Source organism: Streptomyces sp. AMJ-169 (assembly GCF_055597585.1).
This window is the reverse complement of record NZ_JBVLTJ010000010.1, coordinates 311,882-330,951: the sequence shown is the minus strand read 5'-3', so window position 1 is coordinate 330,951 and position 19,070 is coordinate 311,882. Positions and strand designations below refer to the sequence as shown.

The following is a 19,070-nucleotide window of genomic DNA, read 5'->3' as shown; positions in this document are numbered from 1 at the left end:
GTCGTGGGGTCAACGTCTCTACTGGACCGTATGAGGATCGGAGAACTCGCCGAGACCGTCGGAGTCACCACCCGGACCGTGCGGCACTACCACCATCTGGGGCTGCTGCCGGAACCGCGGCGGCTGGCCAACGGGTATCGGGACTACACGCTGCGGCACGCGGTGGTGCTGGCGCGGATACGGCGGCTGACGGAGCTGGGGATAGGTCTCGCCGAGGTGCGGGACGTGCTCGCCGACGACCTGGGGCGCGACCTCGTCGAAGTGCTCACCGAGCTGGACCAGGACCTGGCCCGGCAGGAGGCGGCGCTCGCGGAGCGCCGGACGCGGCTGCGGGCGCTGCTGGCCGCCGGGGAGCTGTCGGCGGAGGGGCCGGTCTCCCCCGAGCTGGCCGCCCTCTTCGCCCGCACCGCCGGCCTCGCCGACTCCCCCATGGCCGTCAAGGACCGCGAGGTCCTCGCCCTGATCGAGACCGCCGCCGGGCCCGAGGAGCGCGAGCACCTGCTGGCCCTGGTCCGCCGGATGCTCAGCTCCCCGGAGGCCGTCGCCCGCGCCGAGGAGGCGTACGCCCTCCTCGACGGCCTCGCCGACGCCGACCCCGGCGACCCGCGCGTCGAGGAGGCCGCCCGCCTCGTCGTCGCCTGCGTCCCGCCGGACCTGATCACCGGCGCCGACCTGGACAGCAACTTCCTGCGCGCCCTGTACGCCGACGTCCCCCCGGCCCAGTCCCGCGCGATCCGCCTGGCCCTGGAGACGCTGGCCCGGGGGGACACCGCGACCGGGGACCTGCCCGGAGACGCCGGCCTGGGGATGCCGTGACCGGCGACCTGCTGCGCTGGCTCACCCGCAGATACGACCGCCAGAACCCCTTCGCGTACGCGCGCGGCCAAGGTGCCATGGCCGGCGGGCTCGTCTTCGTCTGTGCGGTCGAGACCGCCGGGATGTCCGTCCTGCTGTGGGACTGGCCGCTGGTCCACGCCGTCGTCCTCGTCCTCGATCTCGCCACGCTCCTCTTCGTGGCGGGCCTGTACGCCTCCCAGGTCGTGCGGCCGCATGTGCTGGAGGGGGACGTGCTGCGGGTGCGGTGCGGGGCGCGGGTGGAGGTGCGGGTCGGGCTGGGGCAGATCGCCGGGATCGCGCGGGAGACGCGGTTCTCGCATCCGGAGGTGGCGGGGGAGCTGAGCCTGCCGGTGGGTGAACAGACGTCCGTGCGGCTGGAGTTGGCCGAGCCCGTCGTGCACCGGGGGCGGTCGGTGCGGGTCGTGCGGTTCCACGCCGACGGGCCCGACGACGTCGTACGGGCCGTGCGGGGCGCGCTCACGCCGGGGCGAAGCGGACCGTCCCCGTCGCCGGGTCCGCCTGGGTGAGGCGGACCCGGAGGGGTTCGCCCAGGGGGAGGGTGTCGCCGTCGACGCGGCCGATGACCGCCGGGGTGGTCAGGTGGACCGTGCCGTGGTGGTCGTCCTGCTCGATGACGCAGCCTTCGAAGGTCTCGCCCTCGTGGCCGGCCAGGATCGCCGCCTCGACGGTGTCGGTGCAGGCGCGCTCCACGGTGTTCGCGCGGTGGGTGCCCTCCGCCATCTCGTGCGGGAGGGTTCCCAGAGCCGCCAGCGCCCACTGCGGCGGCTCCTCACCCGCCATCGCCGCCAGGCACAGCTCGGTGGCGTAGCGGTCGGTGAGCCGGCGCAGCGGGGCCGTGCAGTGGGTGTACGGGGCCGCGACCGCCGCGTGCGTGGTGAGTTCCGGCAGGTCACCGTCCCTGAACGCCGTGTACCCGGCGCCCCGCAGCAGCGTCGTGCACTCCTGGAGGAACGCCGCGTGGTGCGGGTCGTCCGGGTTCAGGGAGCGGATCAGGCGGGCGTAGGGGACGTGGTGCGGCCAGTCGATCCGCAGCGCCTTCGCCACGTTCCGCAGCCGCCCCACCGCGCCGTCCGGAGCCGCCGGGAGCGTACGCAGGATGCCCGTGCCGTGCGCCAGCATCAGCCCCGCCGCCGCCATCCCCGTCGCCAGCGACAGCTGGGCGTTCCAGCCGTCGGCGGGCAGCGGCGCGCGGTACGACAGCTCGTACGCCCCGTCCGCCTCCACTACCTCCTGCTCCGGCACGTTCAGCGAGATGCCCCCGCGCTCGACCTCAAGGCGTTCCCGCAGCTCACCGATGGTCTTCAGGAGCGCCAGGCTCTCCTCGGCGGTGCCCGTGTCGATCGCCTTCTGCACGGCCGCGTAGTCCAGCCGCGCCCGGCTGCGCACCACGGCCCGCCGCACGTCCACCCCCGCCGTCCGCCCCTCCCCGTCCAGCTCCAGCGTCCACACCACCGCCGGCCGCGCCTCCCCCGGCAGCAGACTCGCCGCGCCCTCGCTGAGGACCGTCGGGTGCAGGGGGACCTTGCCGTCGGGGAGGTACAGGGTCGTCACCCTGCGGTGCGTCTCGCGGTCCAGGGGGCCGCCGGGTACGACGAACGCGGCGACGTCCGCGATGGCGTACCGCACGCGGTAGCCGGAGCCCGCCCGCGACAGGTGCAGCGCCTGGTCGAGGTCGCGCGCGCCGGGCGGGTCGACGGTGACGAACGGGACGTCGGTCGCGTCGTCCCCGATCAGCCGGGGCGCCCGCGCCGCGCGCTCCGCCTCCGCCAGCACCTCCGGCGGGAAACCGTCCGGCACCCCGAGCCGGACACGCAGGGCGGCGAGGGCGGCGCGGAGGGGGGCCTCGGGGGCGCCGGTCACTTTCACGGGGCGGCGGGGCATGGGACGAGCGTAGGGCGGGGCGGGGGCGGGGGCATGTCGTCGTACCCTGTCCGAAGTCCCTGAGAGGAGATCACCTGTGCTCGTCCTGCTGCCGCCGTCCGAAGGCAAGGCGCCGTCCGGGAGCGGTACCCCGGTGAAGCTGGAGTCGCTGTCGCTGCCGGGGCTGAACCCGGCGCGGGAGGCGGTGCTGCGGGAGCTCGTGGAGCTGTGCGCCGGGGACGCGGAGAAGGCCCGCGAGGTGCTGGGCCTGAGCGAGGGCCTGCGCGGCGAAGTCACCAAGAACGCGGGCCTGTTGGGCGCGGGCGCACGGCCGGCCGGGGAGATCTACACCGGGGTTCTGTACGACGCCCTGGAGCTGGGTTCGCTGGACGGCCCCGCCGCCGGGCGGGCCGCGCGGTCGGTGCTGCTGTTCTCCGGGCTGTGGGGAGCCGTCCGGGTGAGCGACCGGATTCCCTCGTACCGCTGCTCGATGGGGGTGCGGCTGCCGGGGCTGGGGGTGCTCGGGGCGTACTGGCGGGGTCCGATGGCCGAGGTGATGCCGGAGGCGGCCGGGGACGGGCTGGTGCTGGATCTGCGGTCGGCCGCGTACGCCGCCGCGTGGAAGCCGAAGGGCGAGCTGGCCGCGCGCACGGCGACCGTACGGGTCCTGCACGCGCCGACGCGGAAAGTGGTCAGCCACTTCAACAAGGCGACCAAGGGGCGCATCGTCCGCAGCCTGCTGACGTCGGCCGCCGAGCCGTCGGGCCCCGCCGAACTCGCCGAGGCGCTGGGGGACTTGGGGTACGTGGTGGAGGTCGCGGGGCCGGGGAAGCTGGACGTGCTGGTGGACGAGGTCCACTGAGGCACTACAGGTACGACGTCTCGTTCAGCAGCCGCACGCTCGCGTTGCCGTCCGCGTAATAGGCGACCGCCGACAGGGACGCCGCCGCCAGCTCCATCCGGAACAGCGCCTGCGGCGGCGCGCCCAGGGCGAGCCGTACCAGCGTCTTGATCGGCGTGACGTGGCTGACCAGCAGCACGGTCTCCCCCGCGTACGCCCCGACGAGCCTCTCCTTGGCGGCCTCGACCCGTACCGCGACCTCGGCGAAGCTCTCCCCGCCCCCGCCCGGCCGCGCCTCGGGGTCCCCGAGCCAGCGGTCCAGCTCCTCGGGGTAGCGCTCCCGGACCTCCCCGAAGGTCAGCCCCTCCCAGCCCCCGAAGTCGGTCTCGCGCAGGCCGTCGTCGACGCGTACGCCGATCCCGAGCCGTTCGCCGACGGCGGCGGCGGTCTCCCGCGTGCGGGCGAGGGGGGAGGCGACGATGTGCCGGACGGTCCCCCGGCGCGCCAGTTCCCCGGCGGCGAGCCGGGCCTGTTCGCGGCCGGCGGCGGACAGCGAAGGATCGCTGCCGCCGCTGCCGGAGAACCGTTTCTCGGGGGTGAGGGCGGTCTCGCCGTGCCGCAGGAGGAGGAAGGTCGCGGGCGCGCCCATGTCGGGCGCCGACGCGGCCCCCGTTCTCAGAGCCCCGACTCCGTCGTACGCACCAGGATCCGCCGGCAGTTCTCGCACCGGACGACCATGTCGGACGGCGCCTTGCGGATCTCGGCGATCTCGGTGACCGCGAGTTCCTGGCGGCAGCCCTGGCAGGTGCGGGCGTACAGCTTGGCCGCGCCGATCCCGCCCTGCTGCGCGCGCAGCTTGTCGTAGAGCTTGAGCAGGTCGGCGGGGACGGCGCCGGAGACGACGGCGCGCTCCTTGGTGACCGTGCCGGCCTCGCCGTCGATCTCCTGGAAGGAGGCGTCGCGGCGGGCGGTCGCGTCGTCGATCTTGCCCTGGACGGCGCCGGTGCGCTCGGTCAGTTCGGCGACGCGCTCCTGGGCGGACTCGCGGCGCTCCATGACCTCCAGGACGACGTCCTCGAGGTCGCTCTGCCGCTTGGCGAGGGAGACGATCTCGCGCTGGAGGTTCTCCAGGTCCTTGGGGGAGGTGACGGCGCCGGAGTCGAGGCGCTGCTGGTCGCGGCCGGCCCGCTGGCGGACCTGGTCGACGTCCTGCTCGGCCTTGGTCTGCTCGCGCGAGCAGTCGCTCTCCTCGGTCTGCGCGGCGACAAGGAGGTCGCGCAGCTGCGTGAGGTCCCGGCCCAGCGACTCGATCTCGGCGTGCTCGGGGAGCGACTTGCGCTTGTGGGCGAGCTGCTGGAGGCGGACGTCGAGGGCCTGGACGTCGAGAAGGCGGATCTGGTCGGCGGGCGCGGCGTTCAGTTGGGGGCTCCAAGAGACGGGGAGTGGCTGGTCCAGGGGTCGGTGACCGTGGCGGAGACATGCGTGCGCAGGCCCCAGCCCTCGCGGTCGGAGATCTCGTCGAGCTGGGCGGCGGCGAGCTCGCACCAGGGCCATTCGGTGGCCCAGTGGGCGGCGTCCAGCAGGGCGAGGGGGTGCTCCGCACGGGCCTCCGACACCGGGTGGTGGCGCAGGTCGGCGGTGAGGAAGGCGTCGACGGCGGCGGCGCGGACGTACGCGAAGAGGCTGTCGCCCGAGCCACCGCTGACGGCGACCGTGCGGACGACCGCCTCGGGGTCGCCGGCGACGCGGACGCCCTGTGCGGTGGCGGGCAGCCGCTCGGCGGCGCGGGCGGCGAACTCCCGTACGGTCAGCGGGTGGTCGAGTGCGCAGACCCGGCCGAGACCACGCCGTCCGGAGGGGTCGGTGGTGTCCGGGACGAGGGGGCGCAGCACGCGCAGGCCGAGGGCGCCGGCGAGGGCGTCGGAGACGCCGGGGTCGGCGACGTCGGCGTTGGTGTGGGCGACGTGCAGCGCGATGTCGTTCTTGATCAGGGTGTGCACGACGCGGCCCTTGAAGGTGGACGCCGCGACGGTCGTCGTCCCGCGCAGGTAGAGCGGGTGGTGGGTGATCAGCAGGTCGGCGCCGAGCTTGACGGCCTCTTCGGCGATCTCCTGGACGGGGTCGACGGCGAAGAGGACGCGGGTGACCTCCTGGTCAGGGTCGCCCACGACGGTTCCGACCGCGTCCCACGACTCGGCGCGGTCGGCGGGCCACAGCTTCTCCAGCGCGGCGATGACTTCAGACAGACGGGGCACGGACCCAAGGCTACCTGCCCGTTCCCTGGGACCGCACCGGTCCCGCCCGCCCGCTCTCCGCCCATCGGCGGCGAGGCACATCCCCGCCCCACCCCTCAGGCGAATCGCTTCTGCACCACTCGTACGAGCTAAGGGTGGGGCGCTTGGTGCGACGGACGGGCGGGCGAACCCTAGCTTCTGCGGTGGACCGAGGGCCGTTGAGGACGAGGGAGCGGACGATGACGGCTTGTGCGATCGAACCCACTACGGAGGACGGATCCGGGGGCGGGCCGGGGCCGGAGTGTGTGATCACGGCGGGCGGCGCCTACGGGGCGCGGCTCGCGCGGGACGGGGAGTCGTGGTTCCCGGAGCGGTGGACGCTGGACGGCCCCGAGCCGTACGCGGTGCCGCTGCCGGGGCCGCAGCCCGAGGAGCCGGGCACGGCGGTGCAGCCGCTGGCGGACGGGCGGGTGCTGATCCACCGGCGGGCGGCGGGGCGGCACGTCTTCTCGCTGCTGTACCCGACCGGACCCGGCACCGGTGAGCTGGCGCTGGGCGCGGTGGAGTGCCCCCGGCTGACCCTGCTCGCGCCCGCGCCGTGCGGCGAGCGGGCGTACGCGCTCGCGGTGGGCGCGGACTCCAGCGTGCTGTGGCAGGTCGCCGGGGGCGCCTTCGGGCCCGAGCGGGTCGCGGAGGTGCCCGGGCGCTGCTCGGGCGGGGTGTGGCTGGACCCGGCCGGGCGGATGCTGGCGCTGGACCGGGAGCTGGAGGGGCGGACCAAGGCGGTCGTGGTGGATCTCGGGCGGGGCGGGGAGGTGTCGCCGCTGCTTCAGATCGCGGCGGGGAGCGATGACCGGGTGCTGCTCGCGGATCCGGTCAGCGGGCTGCTGGTGATCAGCTCGGACGCCCCTTCTCCGGGTTCGGGCGAACCCTGGCTCGGGTGGGGCGTGTTGGGGTCGACGCTGCCCGTCCGTTTCCCCGGCTCGCTGCGGCTGCCCGGCTGTGAGCTGACTCCGTTCGCCGTTCAGCCGGGGCAGGTGCTGGCGCCCGAGCGGTGTGCGGTGGCGCTGCGGGTCGACGGGGCGTTCGGGAGCTGGGTGGGGGTGTGGCGGGCGGCGGACCGGCGGCTGTGTCAACTCGCTGCGCCGGAGGGGTGGTTGGCGGGGAGCGGGTGGTGGTCGGCGGAGGGGGTGCTGGGGTTGCCTTATTCGGTGGCCGAGGTGCCGTGCGGGGTGGTGCGGGTGGAGGTGCCGGAGGGGGGTGCGGGGTCGGCGGGGGTTGGCGGAGGGGGTGCGGCGGGGGGCTTGGGATCGGCTGCGGCAGGGCTCGTTGAAGGGGGCTCGGGGTCGGGGTCGGGGTCGGCGGGGGTTGGCGGAGGGGGTGCGGCGGGGGTTGGCGAGGGGGGCTCGGAGGCGGATCGTGAGGGGGTCGTCGTGCTCGGTGCGGACGGCTCACCCGGCCCCGGCGTCCCGCTCGGGCTGCGGCCCGTCCCCCTTCAACAGGCGCCTCTCGACAGGCTTGTAACGAAGTAGTCGCAGAGGGCCGGGCGAGTGGCTCCACCCCCGGGTTCGCTCGATACACTCGCCCGGCTGTAAGAAGGATCATGTTGACGGGGTGGAACACTTCCGATGAACGACGCAAGCACGATGCAGCCGCCGTCCACCGACGCCCAGACCACCGGTCACGGCCGGCACCGGGGCACCCAGGCGGACCAGGACAGCGAGACGGCCCCCCACGGCCGCCACCGCAAGCCGGCGGAGGACGCCGGGACGACGGCCGCGTAAGCGGCTGCGAAGAGGGCCCGCCCGGGGAACGGGAGGGCCCTCTCTTGTTGCCCTGGAATATGCGCGGGGACGGCTCGCGCCTTGTGGCTTACGCCAGTTGGCGCTCTACGTCGGCTCCCGCCACTTATGCCTACGTCGGCTCCCGCCGCAGCCCGAGCACCTCCGTCGCGCCGAACGTCTCCCCCTCCGGCCGCCGGGCGTAGTGCGGGGTGAGGACGGCGTCCAGCTCGGCGTAGCTGAACAGTTCCTGTTTGCTGTCGAACTTGGCCTGGACGCGCGGCCGTTCGACGATCGCGACCATCCCGCCGTGCACGACGAGCAGCTGCCCGTTGATCCGCCCGGCGGCCGGCGACGCCAAGTACCCGACCAGCGGGGCGACATGGGCCGGCGACAGCGGATCGAGCCCGTCCTCCGGACCGGCCGGCGCGGCGAAGACGTCCGCCGTCATCCGGGTCCGGGCGCGCGGGCAGATGACGTTCGCGGTGACGCCGTACTTGGCGAGGGCGAGCGCGGTGGACGTGGTGAGCCCGACGATCCCCCCTTTGGCGGCGGCGTAGTTGGGCTGCCCGGCCGACCCGGCGAGGAAGGCTTCGGAGGAGGTGTTGACGATCCGCCCATACACCTCGCCCCGCTCGCGCTTGGCCCGCTCCCGCCAGTGCGCGGCGGCGAACCGGGTCATGTTGAAGTGCCCTTTGAGATGGACGCGGACGACGGCGTCCCACTCGCCCTCGGTCATGGAGAAGACCATCCGGTCGCGCAGGATGCCCGCGTTGTTGACGAGGACGTCGAGCTTGCCGCGCGCGCCGATGACCAACTCGACGAGGTCGCGGGCCTGTTGGAAGTCGGACACGTCCCCGGCGTGGGCGTCGGCCGCGCCGCCGCAGGACCTGATCTCGGCGGCGACCTCCTCGGCGGGCTCCCGGTCGTAGTCGTTGACGGTGACGTGTGCGCCCAGCCGGGCGAGTTCGAGGGCTTCGGCGCGTCCGAGCCCGCGCCCGGCGCCGGTGACGAGAGCCGAAAGTCCTTGCAGCGGACCGGACATGACGTTCCCTCAGATCTCGATGCAGGTACGCAGCGCGGCCCCCGTACGCATCTGCTCGATGGCCTCGTTGATCCCGGCGAGCGGGACGCGGTGGGTGATGAGGCCGGCGAGGTCGATGCGGCCCGCGCGCCACAGGGCGATGGCGCGGGCGTAGGAGCGGACGACGTCGCCGCCGCCGTACAGGGACGGCAGGATGCGTTTCTCGTCGAAGAACAGCTCGAACATGCTGAGTTGGAGGAAGTCGTCCACGGCTCCGGCGCCCACGACGACGAGGGTGCCGCCGCGCCGGGTGTTGTCGTAGGCGGTGCGGGCGGTGGCGGACTTGCCGACCACCTCGAAGACGTGGTCGAAGCCCTCGCCGCCGGTGATCTCCTGTTTGGCGGCGGGGAGTTCGTCGGGGGAGACCGCCTTCGTCGCGCCGAACCTCAGCGCGGCCTCGCGGCGGGCGGGCACGGGGTCGACGGCGACGATCTCGGCGGCGCCGCGCAGCCGGGCGCCCTGGACGGTGGAGATGCCGACGCCGCCGCAGCCGATCACGGCGACCGATGAACCGGCTTCCAGGTCAGCGGTGTTGAGGGCGGCGCCGAGTCCGGTGGTGACGCCGCAGCCGATGAGCGCGGCGATGTCGTACGGCACGTCGGCGGGGATCGGGACCGCGCAGCCGGCGTCGACCACCACTTCCTCGGCGAAGGTGCCGGTGCCGGCGAACCCGAACACATTCCCGCCCGGACGGCGGAAGTTGGGGGTGCCGGCGTTCACGAACCCGGCCAGACACAGTTCGCTCTGCCCGCGTTGACAGGCGGGGCAGGCGCCGCAGGCCGGCAGCCAGCACACGACGACCCGGTCGCCGGGTTTCAAGTGCCGTACGCCTTCGCCGACTTCGAGGATCTCCCCGGCGCCTTCGTGGCCGGGTACGAAGGGGGCCGGCTGCGGCAGGACCCCGTTCATCGCGGACAGGTCGGAGTGGCACAGCCCTGTGGCGCGCACCCTGATCCTGACCCTGCCCGGGCCGAAGCCCACCGCCTCGACGTCGTCGAGGACCTCCAGCTTGTCCTGGCCGATCTCGTGCAGTACGGCTGCGCGCATTGGCTTGAGACTCCCAACTGACTGGTTTTTCAGTGGTGTTGGACGACCGTGTCGACGAGCACGGGGGCGTCGTCGCGCTCGGCGGCGCTCACGGTGACCCGGATCTCCCCGTCCCCGCGCCACATCCGGATCCGCAGGGTCTCCCCCGGGTACACGACCCCCGCGAACCGCGTCCCGTACGCCCTGACGTGGCCGACGTCCCCGCCCAGCTGCGTGTCCACGACTGCCTTCAGCGTCATCCCGTATGTGCACAGTCCGTGCAGGATGGGCCGTTCGAAGCCGGCGCGCTTGGCGAAGTCGGGGTCGGCGTGCAGGGGGTTGAGGTCGCCGGAGAGGCGGTAGAGGAGGGCCTGGTCCTCGCGGGTCGGGCGCTCGACGGTGAAGTCGGGTTCACCGATGGGGACTTGCCCCCGGCCGGAGGGTCCCCGTTCCCCACCCCACCCGCCTTCCCCCCGTACGAAGATCTGCGCGTCGGCGGTCCACAACGGCCCTTCGTCGTCCGCGACTTGGGTGCGCAGGACGAGGACGGCGGCCTTTCCCTTGTCGTACACGGCGGCGATGCGGTGGGTGGCGGTCGCGGTGCCTTCGGCGGGGATCGGGCGGTGGACTTCCAGGACTTGTCCGCCGTGCAGCACTTTGGCCAGATCGACGTCGATGCCCGGCATGGAGAGTCCGCCGATGACCCCTGGGGAGCCGTTTCCGGCGACGGTCGCGAAGCTCGGGAGTACGTGCAGCCGGGATTCCAGGGTGTAACGCAGCTCGTCCGCATGGGTAGCGGGACGCCCGGCGCCGAGGCCAAGGTGATAGAGCTGGACGTCTTTACGCCCCCAACTGATCACTCCGACACGGGGGTCAGCGGCGAGGGCCTTGGCTGCGTCGATGGGCATGGGGCTCCCTGGGGGGGGTGGGGCGGGTGGAGTGGCGGGCGGGGTGGGCGGGGTGGCAGGCGGCGGCGGGTGGGGTGGATGGGGCATTGGGCGGGGCTGCGGGCCGGGCGGGCTGGCAGGTCGGCGGTGGCTGGGGCGGCGGGCGAAGTGGGCGGCGGGCGAGGTGAGTTGACCGAGGTGGCGGGGCGGCGGGCCGTTGGGCGGGGTGGCTGGCCGAGCGGACAGGGCGTTGGGTGGGGCAGCAGGCCGGGCGGATGGGGCGTTGGACGGGGTGGCTCGCGGGGCGGGCGATAGGTCGGCGGCGGGTGAGGTGGCGGGCGAAGTGGGCGGCGGGCAAGGTGAGTTGACCGAGGTGGCCGGGCGGCGGGCTGCTGGACGGGGCGGTGGGCCGAGCGGGGCGGATGCGGTGCTGGGCGGGGTGGCTCGCGGGGCGGGGTGGCAGGTCGGCGGGCGGGTGAGGCTGCGGGCGGTGGGCTGCGGGCTAAGTGGGCGGCGAGCTAGGTGAGTTGGTCGAGCGGCGGACCGTTCGGTACCCGAGACCCCGGCACGGCTGTCCGCACCGTCGGCCGCGCCGAGGTCGTCACGGGCCGGCCTAGAACTCGTTCCAGTCCGGCGCCCTTTGTATAGCCGAGGGGGGATGGATTGTGAAGGCTCATGGCTGACGGTGCGTCAGCTGAACAGGGCGCGGCACATCGGCTCGCCGGACACCGCACACCGGCTGAACGGGGACCGCCCATCAGCTGAGCGGGGGCGGCACGTCGACCGAACCGGCACCGCCCGTCAGCTGATCCGGCACCGCACCCCTCGGCCAATCCGACACCGCCCGCCAGCCGATCCGACACCACCCGTCGGTCAATCCGGCACCGCCCGCGCAGCTTCGCCGGGCGCACCGAGGGCACCGGGTCGGCCTTTTGCTCGTCCGCGTCGAGGAGCTCGAAGATCCGCTCGGCGGAGGCGACGCCGGACTGCACCAGGTTCGCCATGGAGGCGACCTGGGTGAGTGGCATGGAGAACTGCCGCGAGTACTGGATGAACGCCTGCACGTCACCGATCGACAGCGAGCCCGAGGCGACCCGCAGCCCGCCGACCACCGCCACCCCCAGCGCAGCCACCCCGCCCAGCACCGCATCCGCCCCCCTCGGCCCACCGCCCCGTCCAGCAGCCCGCCTCGCCAGCCACCCCTCCCAACGCCCTGTCCACTCGGCCCGCCACCTCGTCCAACGGCCCGCCGCCTCGGTCAACTCACTTCGCCCGCCACCTCACCCGCCGCCGACCTATCGCCCACCGCCACACCCCCACACCCCCGCCCCGCCAAGCCGCCCCCCTCTCGACCACCCCCACCCTCCACACCATGCCAACCCCCTCCCCTCCCCCTACGCTGTCCCCGTGACCACCCCTTTGAACCCGTCATCCGATGAAATGCCCCGTACCCACCGCCCCGCGAAGTCGATCAGGGTGCTGCTGGCGGAGCGCAGAGGGGGCCTGGGTGTGCTGCTCGGGCTTGAGCCGGACATCCGGGTGGTGGCGCAGGTGACGGCGGGTGACGCGGTGGTGGACGCGGCTCTGACGCACCGCCCGGACGTGGCGGTCCTGGACATGGACCTCCCGACCCTCGACGGCCCGACGGCGGCGACCCTCCTCCGCACCGAGGTCCCCGACTGCCGAGTCCTCCTCCTGACGACCTCAGCCCACCCCACCCACCTCCACCGCGCCCAGACCGCAGGCGCCGCAGGCCTCCTGATCAAGGACGGCCCGCTCCCCGAACTCACCGAGGCGATCCGGAGAATCGTGACGGGAGAGACGGTGATCGACCCGGCGTTCACGGACAAAGACGAACCGGAACGGTTCAGCCCTTCCGCAGCACCCGCAACGACCCCGTCACCGACACCTCCGCGAACCCCTCCTCCAGCGCCCGCAAGTAGACCCGATACGGCGCCTGGCCGGTGAACTCGTCCTCGGGGTCGGGGAAGACGTCGTGGATGAGGAGCAGGCCGCCGGGGGCAAGATGCGGGGTCCAGCCCTCGTAGTCGGCGGTCGCGTGTTCGTCGGTGTGGCCGCCGTCGATGAACACCAGCCCCAGCGGCCCCCGCCACAGCGCGGCGATCTGCGGGGAGCGGCCGACCAGTGCGACGACGTACTCCTCCAGACCCGCCCTGTGCAGGGTCCGGCGGAAGGCCGGCAGGGTGTCCATCAGGCCCAGTTCGGGGTCGACCGTCTCGGGGTCGTGGTACTCCCAGCCGGGCTGCTGCTCCTCGCTGCCCCGGTGATGGTCGACGGTCAGCGCGCTCACCCCGCCCCGCCGGGCGGCATCCGCGAGCAGCACGGCGGAGCGCCCGCAGTACGTCCCGACCTCCAGCAACGGCAGCCCCAGCGCCCCCGCCGACAGCGCCGCCGCGTACAGCGCCAGCCCCTCGTCCTCCGGCATGAACCCCTTGGCCCCCCGAAACGCCGCCAAAATCTCCGGCCCGGGCCGCTCCACCAGTGAGCCGCGCTCCATGAGGGGTTCCTTCCGATCGTTACGAGGCTGTCGGCGCCCCATGCTGTCGTACGCCTCCGGGTCCGCCCCCAGCCGGGTGCCTCCGGCGGCACAGCCGTACGAGGCTCAGCCCGAACACCGCGCAACTGGGCCCCTTCTCCGGCACAGCCGCACGCCGCTCAGCTACCACCCCTCCCCGGCACAGCCGAACACCCCTCAGCCGGACCCCTTCCCCGGCACAACCGCACACCCCTGAACTACCGCCCCCTCCCGGTACAGCCGAACGCCCCTCAGCTACCACCCCTCCCCGGCACAACCGCACGCCCCTCAGCCGGACCCCTCCCCCGGCACAACCGCACACCCCTGAACTACCGCCCCCTCCCCCGGCACAGCCGCACACCCCTGAACTGCCGCCCCCTCCCCCAGCCCCAAAGCCCCCCCTCCACACCCACACCGCCCCCAACTCCATCCCCCGACCGCCCCCGCCCGGCACATCCTCACCCCGGACCACCGCCCCGATCACGCCCCGCGTCTCTCTCCGGCTTCCTCACCCCCGTGACGACGCCGACACGCTACGCGCCGCACATGAAAAAAACGACACGGGGAGCGCCGTAGCAATACGACACCCCCCGCGAAGCGAGAGCGAGAGCGAGAACGCCGGCTATCCAGCAACCCCCCGCCGCCGACACACCACCCCCGTAAACCGGAGATCAGACCGCCGCCCCCTCCTGCGTACCCGGCAGCGACAGATCAAGGTCGATCGCGGCAGTCCCCCCATGCGTGGCGGCCGACGCCAGCGGACCATGCCCCGACGCCTTCGCCGCCAGCACATACGCCCCCTCAGACGGCACAGCCAGCTCGTACGTCCCGTCGGCGGCGGACACCGTAGCCCCGGCCTGCCGCCCCCGCCGGTCGATGAGCGTCACCTTCGCCCGCGCCACCGGCGCACCCCCAGCGTCGAGAACGCGCCCCCGGAACCCCCGCAGCACTTCCTCCGCACGTTCCAGATTCGCCTCCTCCTCACTGCTCGCCCGCAACTGCGTGTGCTGCTGAGCGGACTTCGGCCGGCCGGGGAGGAACAGCGCCAGGACCAGGCCGACCGCCACAGCGGCGGTGGCGATCAGGAAGGAGACCCGGAACCCGTGCATGGTCGGGATCTCGACCCCGCCCACCGTGTTCGCCGTGTTGGCGAGCACCATCCCGACGACGGCGCTCGACACGGACGTACCGATGGACCGCATGAGCGTGTTGAGCCCGTTGGCCGCGCCCGTCTCGGAGGCGGGGACGGCGCCGACGATCAGGGCCGGCAGCGAGGAGTACGCGAGGCCGATGCCCGCGCCGAGGACGACGGCGATGATCAGGCTCTGCCAGGCCGCGGACATGAGGCCGAGCCCGGAGCCGTAGCCGATCGCGATGATCAGCATGCCGAGGATCAGGGTGACCTTGGGGCCGAACTTCGCGGAGACGCGGGCGTAGACGGGGGCGATGAGCATCATCGTCAGGCCCAGCGGGGCGACCAGCAGACCGGCGGTGACCATGGACTGGCCGAGGCCGTAGCCGGTCGCCTTGGGGAGCTGGAGGAGCTGGGGCAGGACGAGGGACACCACGTAGAAGGAGACGCCGACCATGATCGAGGCGAGGTTGGTGAGCAGGACCTCGCGGCGGGCGGTCGTACGGAGGTCGACGAGCGGGGCGGCCGTACGGAGTTCGAAGAGGCCCCAGAGGAGGAGGACGACGACCGCTGCCGCGAAGAGGCCGAGGGTTGTGCCGGAGGACCAGCCCCAGTCGCTGCCCTTGGTGATGGGGAGCAGGAGGAGGACCAGGCCGGCCGAGAGGCCCAGGGCGCCGGGGAGGTCGAAGGAGCCCTCCGCGCGCATGGGGGACTCGGGGACGACGAGGAGGGTGAGGCCGATGGAGAGGACGCCGAGGCCGGCCGCGCCGTAGAAGAGGGCGTGCCAGTCGGCGTGCTGGGCGACCAGCGCGGCGGCGGGCAGGGCGAGGCCGCCGCCGACGCCTATGGAGGAGCTCATCAGGGCCATGGCCGAGCCGAGCTTCTCGCGGGGCAGCATGTCGCGCATGAGGCCGATGCCGAGCGGGATGGCACCCATGGCGAAGCCCTGGAGGGCGCGGCCGGCGATCATCGTCAGGAGGTCGCTGGTGACGGCGGCGACGAGGGAGCCCACGACCATCACCGCGAGGCTCGCGATGAGCATCTTGCGCTTGCCGAAGAGGTCGCCGAGCCGGCCCATGATCGGGGTGGCGACGGCGCCGGACAGGAGCGTGGAGGTCAGGACCCACGTCGCGTTGCTGGGCGCGGTGCCCAGCAGCTGCGGCAGGTCCTTGATGACCGGGACGAGCAGGGTCTGCATGACCGCGACCACGATGCCCGCGAAGGCGAGCACCGGTACGACGGCACCGCTCGCTTCGCGGGTGGGCCGGTCGGTCGGCGATTGCGTCATGAGGAGGGGCCTCCAGGCCGTAGTAGTGCGCAGGGGAGTCCCGGGTGTGGGGGCCTCGGGTACGTGCATTCCGAACGACGTATGCACAGGCAACTATTCCGGCTGGAGGCCGCTGTCAAAAAACCTTGACTATCTCTTGGGGAAACGGAGAGAGGCCTCCGGGTGGGACCATTGCCGGTATGCCGGATGCCATAGAAGCCTCGTCGGGTCTCGCCCCCAGCTCCGCCTCCGTCTCCGCGAAACGGCCTCCGACCTGGCTGCTCGTGGCGCTCGCCTGCGCCGGGCAGTTCCTCGTGGTGCTCGACGTGTCGGTGGTGAACGTCGCCCTCCCCTCGATGCGCGCGAGCCTGGGCCTGAGCGCGCCCGGCCTCCAGTGGGTCGTCAACGCGTACGCGATCGCCTTCGCCGGCTTCCTGCTGCTGGGCGGGCGCGCCGGTGATCTGTACGGCCGCAAGCGGATGTTCCTCGTCGGGCTCGCCCTCTTCACGCTGGCCTCGCTGGCCGGCGGGCTCGCCCAGGACGGCTGGCAGCTGCTGCTGGCGCGGGCCGTGCAGGGGCTCGGCGCGGCGGTGCTCGCGCCGTCCACGCTGACGCTGCTGACGGCCGCCGTCCCCGAGGGGGCCGCGCGGGCGCGGGCGATAGCGACGTGGACGGCCGTCGGCGCGGGCGGCGGCTCGGCGGGCGGGCTGGTCGGCGGGGTCCTCGTCGACACGCTGAACTGGCGGTGGGTGCTGCTGATCAACGTCCCCGTCGGCGCCCTCGTCCTCGCCGGCGCCCTGCGCCGGCTCCCGGAGACCCGTCCGGGCTCCGGCCGCCGCCTCGACGTCCCCGGCGCCCTGCTGGTGACGGCCGGCCTCGCGACGTTCGCGTACGGCATCTCCCGCACCGAGGCCGCCGGCTGGACGTCCCCCACGGCGCTGCTCCCGCTGGCCGCCGGGCTCCTGCTGGTGCTGGGGTTCCTCGCGGTGGAGGCGCGTACGGCGGCGCCGCTGATGCCGCTGGGGCTGCTGCGGCTGCGGGCGGTGGCGTCGGCGAACGCGGCGATGCTGCTGTGCGGGTCGTCGATGTTCTCGATGTGGTTCTTCATGACGCTGTACGCGCAGAACGTCCTCGGCTACACACCGCTGGAGGCCGGGCTCGCCTTCGTGCCGAGCTCGCTCGCGGTGGTCGTCGGCTCGAAGGCGGCGCCCCTGCTGATGCGGAGGACGGGCGCGCGGGCGGTGGCGGTGCTGGGGACGTCGGTCGCGGCGGCCGGCTTCGGCTGGCAGTCGACGATGACCGCGCACGGGACGTACCTCACGGCGATCCTCTTCCCCGGCGTCCTGATGATGCTGGGCGCGGGCCTGGTCGCCACCCCGCTGGCCGCGCTGGCGACCTCCGGGGCCGCCGCGGCGGACGCGGGCGTGGTGTCGGGGCTGATCAACACCTCGCGGACGATGGGGGGTTCGCTGGGCCTGGCGGTCCTGTCGGCTCTCGCGGCCGGCCGGACCGGCGGTTCGGCGAGCGCGGCGGCCCTGACCGAGGGGTACGCGCTGGCGTTCCGGACGGCGGCGGGGGTGCTGGCGGCGGGGGCGGTGCTGATGTGGGTGTGGCTGCCGCGCGGGGAGAGCAAGGCCTAGGCTGGCCGGCGTGTCGTACACAGCACCTGGAATCGCTCGTCGTCGTTGGCTCGTCGTCGCCCTGGCGGTGGTCGCGCCGGTGGTGCTGGCCGGGTGCGGCGGGGAGGGGGTCGCCGCGGACAGACCGGCCCCGGCCTCGCCCAGCGCCAGTGCCTCCCCCGACGCCAAGAGCGCCGACCCGCTCAAGGGCAAGGTCGTCGTCATCGACCCCGGCCACAACCCCACCAACTACGAGCACACCTCCGCCATCAGCGAGCAGGTCGACATCGGCACCCACCGCAAGGAGTGCGACACGACGGGGACGTCGACCAACTCCGGTTACGCGGAAGCCTCGTTCACGCTGGACGTGGCGCACCGGCTGCGGTCGCTGCTCCAGGCGCGGGGGGTCGTCGTCAAGCTCACGCAGGACGGGGACCGGGCGTTCGGGCCGTGTGTGGACGAGCGGGCGCGGATCGGGAACGCGGCCCGCGCGGACGCGGTCGTGTCGATCCACGCCGACGGCTCGGGGGCGGGGAACCGCGGGTTCCACGTGATCATGCCGGGGGCCGTGCATCAGGGGATCGCGGACACCCGGGCGATCGTCGCGCCCTCGAAGCTGCTCGGGGAGCGGGTCGAGGCGGCGTTCGCGCGGGTGACGGGCAGCGCGCCGGCCAACTACCTCGGCGGCGGTACGGGGTTGGTGACGCGCACCGACCTCGGCGGGCTCAACTTGTCGACGCGGCCGAAGGTGTTCATCGAGTGCGGCAACATGCGCGACGGCGCGGACGCGGCGCTGCTGACGAGCGGCGGCTGGCGGCAGAAGGCCGCGCAAGGGATCTCTGAGGGAATCGTGAGTTTCCTGCGCGGGTAGCCCGCGCGCCCCTGTCCGGGCGGACAGCGAGATCGTACGGACGATAATGTCGTCCGTACGTTGACCGTTGATGTACCGACGCACGACAGACGACAGACGAAGGACCTGAAGTGAATATCCGCTCCCTCACTAGAGGCGACGGCGTGGTGATCGGAGCAGCGGTATTGCTGTTCATCGCGTCGTTCCTCGATGTCTACTCGGCCGACCAGGCGCCGGCAGGGTTCGCCTTTCCCAGCTCCTGGGCGAGCGGGCCGATCATCATGGGCGTGGTGCTGGCCGGTCTCATCGGGGCGGCGCTGGTCGTCGCCTCGCGTCTGCTGCCGCAAGCGCCGAAGCCGGCCGGGCTCGACCTCAAGCAGTTCGGCGTGGCGTTCACGGTGTTCGCGGCGTGGAGCGCGCTGGGCAATGTCATCGACCCGGCCAGCGCGATGAACAACTTCACCGGCGCGACGGACACGATCAGCGCGGGCACCGGTCTGATCCTGCTGCTGGTGGCCGCCCTGGTCATGGCGGGCGCGGCCATCGCGACCCCGCTGGTCCCCGCGCTCCAGGGCGCCCTGATCCCGGCCCCGAAGCCGCCGGCCCCGCAGCCGTACGGCGCCCAGCCGCCGGCCGGGTACGGCTATCCCGGCGCTCCCGGGGCCCAGCAGCCGTTCGGGGCGCAGCAGGCGTTCGGGGCGGGACCCGGGGTCGGCCAGCCGGGTGCCGGTCAGCCCGGGATCGGCCAGCCCGGCGTCGGCCAGCCCGGTCAGCCGGCTCCTGCCGCGCCGCCCGTGCCGGAGTTCTCCCCGTTCTGGTTCGCGGTGCCCGTGCCGCGGCCGCTGTACGCGGAGGACGGCTCGCCCGCGCCGATCGCCGAACTCGCGCCGGGTACCTGGTACTTGGCGATCGAGCAGGGGCCGCAGGGGGCGCTGATCGCGCAGACGCAGGACGGCCGCAGGGGTGTGCTGCGGGACACCTCGGGGATCCAGCGGGGCTGACCCCCAGGCCCCTTTTCAGACCCCGGCCCAGCTCAACTCCGTTCCACCGTACGGCCCTTCGCCTCTTCCAGGCGGGGGGCCGTAGTCGTACAGT

16 protein-coding genes and 3 pseudogenes are annotated in these 19,070 nt (G+C 73.4%); 9 read left to right on the top strand and 10 right to left on the bottom strand.

Annotation, left to right across the window (positions count from 1 at the left end):
- Positions 1-30 precede the first annotated feature (30 nt).
- Together ACYUD3_RS25530 and ACYUD3_RS25525 are read left to right on the top strand one after the other, a co-directional pair.
- Positions 31-816, top strand: coding sequence for a MerR family transcriptional regulator (locus tag ACYUD3_RS25530; RefSeq protein ID WP_470974133.1), 786 nt, complete (start codon positions 31-33; stop codon positions 814-816).
- A complete protein-coding gene (locus tag ACYUD3_RS25525) occupies positions 813-1,364 on the top strand; it encodes a hypothetical protein (RefSeq protein WP_470974130.1) in 552 nt (183 codons plus the stop codon). The genes ACYUD3_RS25530 and ACYUD3_RS25525 overlap by 4 nt, the downstream gene beginning before the upstream one ends.
- Here the strand turns inward: ACYUD3_RS25525 and ACYUD3_RS25520 are convergent.
- Positions 1,315-2,739, bottom strand: a complete 1,425-nt coding sequence (locus ACYUD3_RS25520) for an RNB domain-containing ribonuclease (protein WP_470974127.1) — start codon at positions 2,737-2,739, stop codon at positions 1,315-1,317. The two genes, ACYUD3_RS25525 and ACYUD3_RS25520, sit on opposite strands and share 50 nt — an antisense overlap.
- A 76-nt stretch (positions 2,740-2,815) precedes the next feature.
- Here ACYUD3_RS25520 and yaaA point away from each other — a divergent pair, with 76 nt between their 5' ends.
- Positions 2,816-3,580: a peroxide stress protein YaaA gene (yaaA, locus tag ACYUD3_RS25515; RefSeq protein ID WP_470974124.1), complete on the top strand. Its 765-nt coding sequence runs from the start codon at positions 2,816-2,818 to the stop codon at positions 3,578-3,580.
- Positions 3,581-3,584: 4 nt separating this feature from the next.
- On the opposite strand, the pseudogene ACYUD3_RS25510 reads toward yaaA, so the two are convergent.
- From ACYUD3_RS25510 to ACYUD3_RS25500, 3 genes and pseudogenes are all read right to left on the bottom strand, one after another.
- Positions 3,585-4,223 (bottom strand): annotated as a pseudogene (locus ACYUD3_RS25510) (histidine phosphatase family protein); the annotation flags it as partial.
- An 11-nt stretch (positions 4,224-4,234) separates the two neighbouring features.
- Complete coding sequence (locus tag ACYUD3_RS25505) at positions 4,235-4,978, bottom strand: zinc ribbon domain-containing protein (RefSeq protein WP_470974220.1); 744 nt, start codon at positions 4,976-4,978, stop codon at positions 4,235-4,237.
- Complete coding sequence (locus ACYUD3_RS25500; protein ID WP_470974121.1) at positions 4,975-5,814, bottom strand: Nif3-like dinuclear metal center hexameric protein; 840 nt, start codon at positions 5,812-5,814, stop codon at positions 4,975-4,977. Before ACYUD3_RS25500 ends, ACYUD3_RS25505 begins: the two co-directional genes overlap by 4 nt.
- Before the next feature lie 218 nt (positions 5,815-6,032).
- On the opposite strand from ACYUD3_RS25500, the gene ACYUD3_RS25495 reads away from it, so the two are divergent.
- A complete protein-coding gene (locus ACYUD3_RS25495) occupies positions 6,033-7,325 on the top strand; it encodes a hypothetical protein (RefSeq protein WP_470974118.1) in 1,293 nt (430 codons plus the stop codon).
- A gap of 96 nt (positions 7,326-7,421) precedes the next feature.
- Complete coding sequence (locus ACYUD3_RS25490) at positions 7,422-7,577, top strand: hypothetical protein (protein WP_470974115.1); 156 nt, start codon at positions 7,422-7,424, stop codon at positions 7,575-7,577.
- 130 nt (positions 7,578-7,707) lie between these two features.
- Here the strand turns inward: ACYUD3_RS25490 and ACYUD3_RS25485 are convergent, their stop codons facing one another.
- From ACYUD3_RS25485 to ACYUD3_RS25470, 4 genes and pseudogenes are all read right to left on the bottom strand, one after another.
- Entirely contained in the window at positions 7,708-8,619 is a 912-nt protein-coding gene (locus ACYUD3_RS25485) for a 3-oxoacyl-ACP reductase (protein WP_470974112.1), read from the bottom strand.
- 9 nt (positions 8,620-8,628) lie between these two features.
- Positions 8,629-9,705: a Zn-dependent alcohol dehydrogenase gene (locus ACYUD3_RS25480; RefSeq protein ID WP_470974109.1), complete on the bottom strand. Its 1,077-nt coding sequence runs from the start codon at positions 9,703-9,705 to the stop codon at positions 8,629-8,631.
- Positions 9,706-9,734: 29 nt separating this feature from the next.
- On the bottom strand, positions 9,735-10,592 hold the full coding sequence (locus ACYUD3_RS25475; RefSeq protein ID WP_470974106.1) for a MaoC/PaaZ C-terminal domain-containing protein: 858 nt from the start codon (positions 10,590-10,592) through the stop codon (positions 9,735-9,737).
- 851 nt (positions 10,593-11,443) lie between these two features.
- A pseudogene (locus ACYUD3_RS25470) lies at positions 11,444-11,689 on the bottom strand (ABC transporter ATP-binding protein); the annotation flags it as partial.
- A 322-nt stretch (positions 11,690-12,011) separates the two neighbouring features.
- Here ACYUD3_RS25470 and ACYUD3_RS25465 point away from each other — a divergent pair.
- Positions 12,012-12,482: pseudogene (locus ACYUD3_RS25465) on the top strand (response regulator); the annotation flags it as partial.
- Here the strand turns inward: ACYUD3_RS25465 and ACYUD3_RS25460 are convergent.
- Both ACYUD3_RS25460 and ACYUD3_RS25455 read right to left on the bottom strand, forming a co-directional pair.
- Entirely contained in the window at positions 12,439-13,089 is a 651-nt protein-coding gene (locus ACYUD3_RS25460) for a class I SAM-dependent methyltransferase (protein WP_470974103.1), read from the bottom strand. The pseudogene ACYUD3_RS25465 and the gene ACYUD3_RS25460 overlap by 44 nt on opposite strands.
- A 689-nt stretch (positions 13,090-13,778) precedes the next feature.
- Positions 13,779-15,527: an MFS transporter gene (locus tag ACYUD3_RS25455; RefSeq protein WP_470974100.1), complete on the bottom strand. Its 1,749-nt coding sequence runs from the start codon at positions 15,525-15,527 to the stop codon at positions 13,779-13,781.
- Between the two features lie 179 nt (positions 15,528-15,706).
- Here ACYUD3_RS25455 and ACYUD3_RS25450 point away from each other — a divergent pair, with 179 nt between their 5' ends.
- The 3 genes from ACYUD3_RS25450 (at position 15,707) to ACYUD3_RS25440 (ending at position 18,976) form a co-directional block, all read left to right on the top strand.
- Positions 15,707-17,146, top strand: coding sequence for an MFS transporter (locus tag ACYUD3_RS25450; RefSeq protein ID WP_470974097.1), 1,440 nt, complete (start codon positions 15,707-15,709; stop codon positions 17,144-17,146).
- Between the two features lie 10 nt (positions 17,147-17,156).
- Positions 17,157-17,996 (top strand): N-acetylmuramoyl-L-alanine amidase, encoded by an 840-nt coding sequence (locus tag ACYUD3_RS25445; RefSeq protein WP_470974094.1) that lies wholly within the window; start codon positions 17,157-17,159, stop codon positions 17,994-17,996.
- Positions 17,997-18,106: 110 nt separating this feature from the next.
- The gene (locus tag ACYUD3_RS25440; protein WP_470974091.1) at positions 18,107-18,976 is read left to right on the top strand and encodes a DUF5336 domain-containing protein; all 870 of its coding nucleotides are present in this window, start codon (positions 18,107-18,109) and stop codon (positions 18,974-18,976) included.
- Positions 18,977-19,070 lie beyond the last annotated feature (94 nt).

Excerpts from the sequence above, each read along its gene's own strand:
- ACYUD3_RS25530 (WP_470974133.1), top strand. The coding sequence starts at position 31 with ATGAGGATCGGAGAACTCGCCGAGACCGTCGGAGTCACCACCCGGACC.
- ACYUD3_RS25520 (WP_470974127.1), bottom strand. The coding sequence starts at position 2,739 with ATGCCCCGCCGCCCCGTGAAAGTGACCGGCGCCCCCGAGGCCCCCCTC.
- ACYUD3_RS25495 (WP_470974118.1), top strand. The coding sequence starts at position 6,033 with ATGACGGCTTGTGCGATCGAACCCACTACGGAGGACGGATCCGGGGGC.
- ACYUD3_RS25490 (WP_470974115.1), top strand. The coding sequence starts at position 7,422 with ATGAACGACGCAAGCACGATGCAGCCGCCGTCCACCGACGCCCAGACC.
- ACYUD3_RS25485 (WP_470974112.1), bottom strand. The coding sequence starts at position 8,619 with ATGTCCGGTCCGCTGCAAGGACTTTCGGCTCTCGTCACCGGCGCCGGG.
- ACYUD3_RS25480 (WP_470974109.1), bottom strand. The coding sequence starts at position 9,705 with ATGCGCGCAGCCGTACTGCACGAGATCGGCCAGGACAAGCTGGAGGTC.
- ACYUD3_RS25475 (WP_470974106.1), bottom strand. The coding sequence starts at position 10,592 with ATGCCCATCGACGCAGCCAAGGCCCTCGCCGCTGACCCCCGTGTCGGA.
- ACYUD3_RS25460 (WP_470974103.1), bottom strand. The coding sequence starts at position 13,089 with ATGGAGCGCGGCTCACTGGTGGAGCGGCCCGGGCCGGAGATTTTGGCG.
- ACYUD3_RS25455 (WP_470974100.1), bottom strand. The coding sequence starts at position 15,527 with ATGACGCAATCGCCGACCGACCGGCCCACCCGCGAAGCGAGCGGTGCC.
- ACYUD3_RS25450 (WP_470974097.1), top strand. The coding sequence starts at position 15,707 with ATGCCGGATGCCATAGAAGCCTCGTCGGGTCTCGCCCCCAGCTCCGCC.